General features: G+C 58.8%; 5 protein-coding genes and 1 pseudogene. 4 read left to right on the top strand and 2 right to left on the bottom strand.

All coding sequences use genetic code 11. The features are described 5' to 3' along the window. Both ASC85_RS32940 and ASC85_RS05530 read left to right on the top strand, forming a co-directional pair. Window positions 1–595 (top strand): annotated as a pseudogene (locus ASC85_RS32940) (type IV secretion protein Rhs); the annotation flags it as partial. Continuing rightward, window positions 595–954: a hypothetical protein gene (locus ASC85_RS05530; RefSeq protein WP_057448573.1), complete on the top strand. Its 360-nt coding sequence runs from the start codon at window positions 595–597 to the stop codon at window positions 952–954. The pseudogene ASC85_RS32940 and the gene ASC85_RS05530, both read left to right, overlap by 1 nt. A gap of 183 nt (window positions 955–1,137) precedes the next feature. Here ASC85_RS05530 and ASC85_RS05525 read toward each other — a convergent pair whose 3' ends face one another. Further along, entirely contained in the window at window positions 1,138–2,925 is a 1,788-nt protein-coding gene (locus tag ASC85_RS05525) for a bifunctional diguanylate cyclase/phosphodiesterase (RefSeq protein WP_057448572.1), read from the bottom strand. Window positions 2,926–3,043: 118 nt separating this feature from the next. Further along, entirely contained in the window at window positions 3,044–5,122 is a 2,079-nt protein-coding gene (locus ASC85_RS05520) for a carboxy terminal-processing peptidase (RefSeq protein ID WP_164488472.1), read from the bottom strand. Between the two features lie 139 nt (window positions 5,123–5,261). On the opposite strand from ASC85_RS05520, the gene ASC85_RS05515 reads away from it, so the two are divergent. Together ASC85_RS05515 and ASC85_RS05510 are read left to right on the top strand one after the other, a co-directional pair. Further along, on the top strand, window positions 5,262–6,224 hold the full coding sequence (locus ASC85_RS05515) for a zinc-binding dehydrogenase (protein WP_057448570.1): 963 nt from the start codon (window positions 5,262–5,264) through the stop codon (window positions 6,222–6,224). A gap of 312 nt (window positions 6,225–6,536) precedes the next feature. Continuing rightward, a complete protein-coding gene (locus ASC85_RS05510; RefSeq protein WP_057448569.1) occupies window positions 6,537–7,133 on the top strand; it encodes a DUF1326 domain-containing protein in 597 nt (198 codons plus the stop codon). The last annotated feature ends 88 nt before the right edge of the window (window positions 7,134–7,221 follow it).

Below are 7,221 nucleotides of genomic sequence, written 5' to 3'. Positions count from 1 at the left end.
CACCCTGAACCCGACGGGGTGGGTGGATCCGTTGGGGTTGGTGGATTGTCCGGGGAAGGGTGGGTGTAGGCCGGCGGTTGGGGAGCAGGATCCGGCGGTTAAGGCTGGAGTGGATGAGGGTGAGCCGCGGCTGCCGATGACGGCGGAGCAGCGGGCACAGGAGCATGAACTAGCGGAGGCAAAAGCTTATAAGGAGTTAAGGGAAATGGAAGGTTCTATTGATGGCGCTCACTTTCTGGAAAAACACGGTGCGCAGACCACCTTGCAATCGCAAATGGAACGGCTGCAATCTGGTAAAAACCCTACAACGGGTGAAATTGAACGTTATACCAAGGGTAAAAAAAAGGGAGAACCTAAAATTCCTACTGCGGCAACACACTTCATAAGTCATCGAGATCAACTTTATGCGATAAATAGAGCACGGCTCGTTTTCAAAGAGAGTGGTCTGCAACAATCTCGTGAGCCTATTGAGTTTGGAAGAAAAGTCGGAGAAGGATATAAAAAGGAAGGGTTGGAATATGGCGAGCAAACAAAGGCTGTGGTGATACTGAATGATAAAGGCCTTCCGATAACCAGCTATACGGAATTTGAGTGATGACGAAGTCGTCTGATATGGTTGTGCTAAGAAGTCTCTTATTTGTATTTGATATAGAGAATACGATAGATGAGGCAAGGGAGGAGGTTATCGTCTCGAAGGATATCAACGCCGACTCCGAGTTGGTGGAGTTGTTTGATTTCTTGCTTAAATCCGATTTTTTAATATTTCAATCTCATGAGCGCGAATGGTTTATTGAAAGAATTTCCTTCTATCTGGAAGAGGGGGCGAATTTTGATGAGATATTTTCGAGGATAACCACATATTTCGATGATGATGTTAAGGATCAGCGTCACTTTATGAGAGTTTTGCTGAGCTGCCTCAAACGCTATCAGTCAGAGGTGGCCGAAAACTCATAACTTAATTGTATTTGATCGTTCCCTCGCTCTGCGTGGGAATGCATCCCGTGACGCTCTGCGTCACATCCGGAAGCGGAACGCGGAGCGTCCCTGGCGGCGTTCCCACGCAGGAGCGTGGGAACGATCAGCACGCAGCCCAGGGTTTGCGCCAGGCGTTCGGGCTGTGGTGAATGGAGAATCTGCTTACACCGACAAACCCAACGCCACCACAGACTCCCGCTCCGCCAAACCATCCACCAAATACACACTCCCCCCCAGAATCTCCTTGGCATGGTGCTTGGCCTGTGAAGCCAGCTCAGCCAACTGGCTGGCATCCAACTCCTCACAGGCCTCGGCACGCAGATGCACCACCCCAATCGATAGCGACAACAACGCGAACTCCTGCCGAACGCCCTGTCGGTTCAACGCCGTAAAACATCCCGCCTCCAGGTGCTCGGGGCGGTAGAAGCGGCGGCAGTGGGTCTGGAAGTCGCTGAGTAGCTGATCCAGGCGTCTGCGCCAGTCTTCCGGGCCGAGGACCAGCAGGAAGTCGTCGCCGCCGATGTGGCCGACGAAGTCGCGGCTGGGGTCGATGCGTTCGTTCAGGCATTGGGCCAGGCACAGCAGGACTTCATCGCCGCGACCGTAGCCGTAGATGTCGTTGAAGGGTTTGAAACTGTCGATGTCCACGTAGCAGATCACCGATTCCTGCCGTTGTTGCAGCAGGCGCGTGAGGCATTGCTGGATCGGGACGTTACCCGGCAGCAGGGTCAGGGGGTTGGCGTAGCGGGCCTGTTGGATTTTCAGTTCGGTGATGAGCTTGAGCACATCGATCACCCGGCCCAGGCCCAGGTAGCCGCCGTTGAGGGTGATGATGAAGTCTTCTTCGATGCGTTGTCGGGCGCGGCTGGTGATCAGGCGGCTGACTTGTTGCAGTGACTGGTTCAACTCCACCGCGAGAAAGTCGTCGCTCATCAGGCGACTGATGGGTTTGCGGGCGAACAGGTCGGTGGCGAAGGGTTTGAGCAAGGCATCCGAGAGCGAATGGCGGTGAACGATGCCGCAGGGCTGGCCTTGATCATCCAGCACCGCCAGGGAGTTGAGGTTGGCCTGGCGACGAAACGCTTCCAGGACGGTGGCTGTCGGTGTGTTGTGGGCCACTGCCGGTTGTTCGTTGAGCAGCGCACTGAGGTCGTTGACCTCGTCGCTCAACGCCGCCACGCCGCTGTCCTGCTTGGGCATCAGCGCTCTGGCATCGCGTGACGGTTGTTCCTGAGGCCGGGCCAGCAGATAGCCCTGGACCAGGTCGACGCCCATTTCGATCAGCACCGCCAGTTCTTCCGGCAGTTCGATTCCCTCGGCGATCACCTGGGCGCGGGAGGCCCGGGCGATTTTCAGGATCGAGCCCACGAACTCGCGCTTGAGGGCGTCCTGGTGGATGCCGTCGATGAAATGCCGGTCGATCTTCACATAATCGGGCCGCAATTCAGACCACAGCCGCAGGCTCGAATAACCGGCGCCCAAGTCGTCCAGGGCAATCGAGAAACCCATCGCACGATAATGATGCAGCGCGGTTTGCAGGAGCTGGAAGTCATCGATCGGGGTTTGTTCGGTCAGTTCGATCACGACCTGGCTGGGGGCAATGCCGAAGTCCTGCAGCAGTTGCAGTGTGCGCCCCGTCTGGTGTGCCGATTCCAGCAGCGACTCGGGCGAGACGTTGAGAAACAGCTTGCCCGGCAGCTTTTGCTCATTGAAGCGCTGGCAGGCGCTGCGGCGGCAGGCCAGTTCCAATTCGCTGAGGCGGCCGGCCTGGCGGGCCACGGAAAGCAGCGCGATGGGGGAGTGCAGCGGGCTGTTGGAGGGGCCGCGGGTCAAGGCTTCATAACCCACGATGCGCCGTTCGGAAAGGCAGATGATCGGTTGGAACAGACTGTGCAAACCGCTTTGAGCCAGGATCGAACTCAAGGCACTCAGCTGTTCTGTCGTGGTCATGGCAATCTCTGGCGATAAAAAAAGGACCGGGTACGGGGCACCCAGTCCTGTATTTCACGACAGACTGATGTCAGTTTGATGACACTCCGACGAGCATCACCATTAAATGGCCATCATCTTAGTGCTTGGCGATCGCCGTGTTGAGTTTCAGGTAATCCAGCAGGATCCGCCCGGTCTCGCTCAGGTAGGCATCGTCTTCCGGCTTGGTTTTCTCCGGCTCGGTGATCAGGTCCTCGTCCTCTTTCTTCAGCTCTTTGAGCGGTTCTTCGCCCTTGGCCTTGCGACGCAGGTTTTCCATGGTCAGTTGCTTGGTCTCGATGTCGGCATGCTGAGCGCGACGTTCGGCTTCGTTGAGGGTGACGGTTTTTTCCATCATCAACTTCTGCGCCAGGGCCAGCTTGTCGCGGATGAACACGAATTCCGCGTCCTGGGACGAGCGCGCATCGTGGTCGGACTTGAGTTGGGCCAGGAACGGTTTGAACGGGTCCACGGCCGGTTTGATCGCAGGCCGGATGGTGTCCCATGGCATGGCTTCGGGCAGGGCGCTTTCACCGATTTCCTTGGTGTCGATGATCGACGGGTAATCGATGTCAGGCAGCACGCCCTGGTGCTGGGTGCTCTGGCCGGAAACCCGGTAGAACTTCGCCAGGGTCAGTTTCAGTTCGCCGTGGTTGAGCGGCTGGATGGTCTGCACGGTGCCTTTGCCGAAGGTCTGGCCGCCGATGATCAGCGCACGGTGATAGTCCTGCATGGCACCGGCGAAAATCTCCGAGGCCGACGCGGACAGGCGATTAACCAGCAAGGCCATCGGTCCCTTGTAGAACGCGCCCGGGTTTTCGTCTTCCAGCACATCCACCCGGCCATCGGCGTTACGCACGAGCACGGTCGGGCCCTTGTCGATGAACAGGCTGGTCAGCTCGGTGGCTTCCTGCAGGGAGCCGCCGCCGTTGTTGCGCAAGTCGATGACCACGCCGTCGACCTTTTCCTTCTGCAGTTCGGTCAGCAGCTTCTTGACGTCGCGGGTGGTGCTCTTGTAGTTCGGATCCCCGGCACGGAAGGCCTTGAAATCCAGGTAGAAGGCCGGGATCTCAATGATGCCGAGCTTGTAGTCCTTGCCGTCCTGCTTGAGGTTGAGGACCGATTTCTTCGCCGCCTGTTCTTCCAGCTTCACCGCTTCACGGGTGATGGCCACGATCTTGCTGGTCTGGTCGTTCGGCGCATTGCTGGCCGGGATGACTTCCAGGCGCACCACCGAGCCTTTCGGGCCACGGATCAGCTTGACCACTTCGTCCAGGCGCCAGCCGACCACGTCGACCATTTCCTTGTTGCCTTGGGCCACGCCGATGATCTTGTCCGCCGGGCTGACCTGTTTGGTCTTGTCCGCAGGGCCCGCCGGGACCAGGCGCACGATTTTCACCTGGTCGTTGTCGCTCTGCAGCACCGCACCGATGCCTTCCAGTGACAGGCTCATGTTGATGTCGAAGTTTTCCGCGTTATCCGGCGACAGATAATTGGTGTGCGGGTCGTAGGACATGGCGAAGGTGTTGATGTACGCCTGGAAAATGTCTTCGGCGCGGGTCTGGTCCAAGCGAGCCAATTGGTTCTTGTAGCGCTTGGTCAGGGTTTCCTGGATCTGCTTGGGATCCTTGCCGGCGATCTTCATGCGCAGCACTTCGTCCTTGACGCGCTTGCGCCACAGGTCATCGAGTTCGGCTGTGCTTTTGAGCCAAGGGGCATCCTTGCGGTCGACCAGCAAGGTTTCCTTGGTATTGAAATCGATTTTGTCGACGCCTTTGTTCAGCTCGGCAATGGCGTAGTCCAGACGCGCCTTCACGCGGTCCAGGTAGCGCTTGTAGATGGTGAACCCGGCGTTCAGGTCGCCGCTCTTGAGGAAGTCGTCGAACTGGGTTTTCCACTTGTCGAATTCAGCGATGTCGCTGGCCAGGAAATAACTGCGCGACGGATCGAGCAGCTTCAGGTAGCTGTCGTAGATGATGACCGAGCGCGCATCATCGAGCGGCGGCTTGCTGTAGTGATGGCGCTTGAGCAACTCGACGACGTTAAGGCTGGCAATCACCTCGTCGCGATCGGGCTGAAGCTTGTCCCAGCTGTTGGCTGCGAACGTATCGTTCGACAACGGTAACAGGCCGAGGCCAATGACTAGCGCGAGGGCGGTACTGGGGAACAGGTGCTTCATGCTGATTCGACGCAGGGACAATTGATAACGCATATTAGGCCGTCTTTGAAGTCGCCGGTTCCATGTGGCCCGGGCGCATAATGCAAGAAAGCCCGGCGTTGAAGCAGCGGGCCCAGTCGAGACTCACTATGGAGGCACCGTGAAAGCATTGCAAGGCGTTGAAGGCCAAGTGGTATGGGCAGATGAGCCGAGCCCAGCGTGTGATGTCGGGCAAGTTCGTATTCGTGTGGCAGCCGCGGGCCTGAATCGGGCCGATTTGCTGCAAAAAGCCGGACTTTACCCGCCGCCACCCGGCGCCAGCCAGGTGTTGGGGCTGGAGTGCGCCGGGGTGATCAGCGAGGTCGGGCCGGGCTCGTCCTGGCAGGTGGGTGATCGGGTTTGCGCGTTGCTGGCCGGCGGCGGGATGGCCGAGGAGGTGGTGGTCGATGGCCGGCATGTATTGCCGGTGCCGGAGGGCTTGTCATTGGCTGAAGCGGCCGCGCTGCCGGAGGTCTACAGCACCGCGTGGCTGAACCTGTTCCAGCTGGCGGCGCTCAAGCCGGGTGAAAAAGTCCTGTTGCACGCCGGGGCCAGTGGCGTCGGCTCGGCCGCGATCCAGCTGTGTAAGGCGTTCGGCAACCCATGCTGGGTCAGTGTCGGTTCGACCGAACGGCTGGCCTATTGCGAGGCCCTGGGCGCCCAGGGCGGCGTGGTCCGCACCGATGGCTTGGAGAGTTTGAACGATCTCGGCCCTTTCGACGTGATCCTCGATCCGGTGGGCGGCAGCTACGCCAAACTCAACGTGAAACTTTTGTCAGTTGACGGCCGCTGGGTGTTGATCGGCCTGATGGGCGGGCGCTCGACCGAGCTCGATCTGGCGCAGGTGCTGGGCAAGCGCATCCAATTGCTTGGCTCGACCTTGCGCAGCCGAGACGAGCAGTTCAAGGCCGACCTGATCAGCGAGCTGGGCCAACAGGTGTGGCCGCTGTTTGCCGACAAACGCCTGAGCCCGCAACTGGCCAAGACCTTCGCCATCAAGGACGCCGAAGCAGCGTTCGCGGAACTGGCGGCCAACCAGGTGTCCGGGAAGCTGGTGTTGGTGATCGATGAGAGCCTGAGCTGATTTCGACAGCTATGTGCAACCTGTGGCAGCTGCGAAGGAGCTGTGCAGGAGCTGTGTAGGAGCTGTGTAGGAATCTCAAGCGAAAGATCAAAAGATCAAAAGATCAAAAGATCAAAAGATCAAAAGATCAAAAGATCAAAAGATCAAAAGATCGCAGGCTTCGCCAGCGCCTACAGGCCCGCGCCGACATGACTGGCAGCTTGCACCTTTGGTCGGCAGCCCGTATCCGACGCGCGCGCGCTGCTAGCGTTAACTAATGGGGGATGGGGTAACCGCAGCTTTCATTTCACCCGCCAGGTGAAGAGGTTGATCATGTCCATCGCCGAATGGCGCATGCAGGGCGTCGAGTTCGTTGCCTGCAACTGCAATTGGGGCTGCCCCTGCCAATTCGATGCGCCACCGACCCATGGTCACTGCCAGGCGGTGGCGTCGATGCGAGTGGAACACGGGTATTTCAATCAGGTGGCGCTGGACGGTTTGTGCTGGGCTGCCACCTTCGCTTGGCCGGGTGCTATCCATGAGGGCAACGGCAGTTGCCAGGTGTTCATCGATGAACGCGCCGACGAGGCGCAGCGCCAGTCCTTGCTGGCCATCCTCTCTGGTCTGGAGAGCGACCCTGGGGCCAACGTGTTTCAGGTGTTCAGCAGTACCATGAGTGAAGCGTTCGAACCGCTGTTCGTGCCCATCACCCTCTCCATCGATGTCGATCAGCGCTTGGCGCACCTGGACATTCCAGGCGTGTTGCAGGCCAGTGGCGAGCCGATCCGCAGCCCGATCGACGGCTCTCCTCATCGAGTCCGCCTGTCCCTGCCCAACGGCTTCGAGTTCCTTGAGGCCGAAGTGGCCAGCGGCAGCTACCAGACGCATTCTGCCCTCAAACTCAGCCCTTTCAAGGTCTTTTGGCTTTAGCGGCCTTGAGCACCCGATCCGTCGACACGTGAGCATTCGCGGCTTTGCCTTCCAGCCACTCTTTGGATTTGGGCACCTTCGGGCCCCG

Origin of the sequence: Pseudomonas sp. Root401 (genome assembly GCF_001425105.1) — a bacterium.
Lineage (GTDB): Bacteria > Pseudomonadota > Gammaproteobacteria > Pseudomonadales > Pseudomonadaceae > Aquipseudomonas > Aquipseudomonas brassicacearum.
This window is presented reverse-complemented; position numbering and strand designations above follow the sequence as displayed.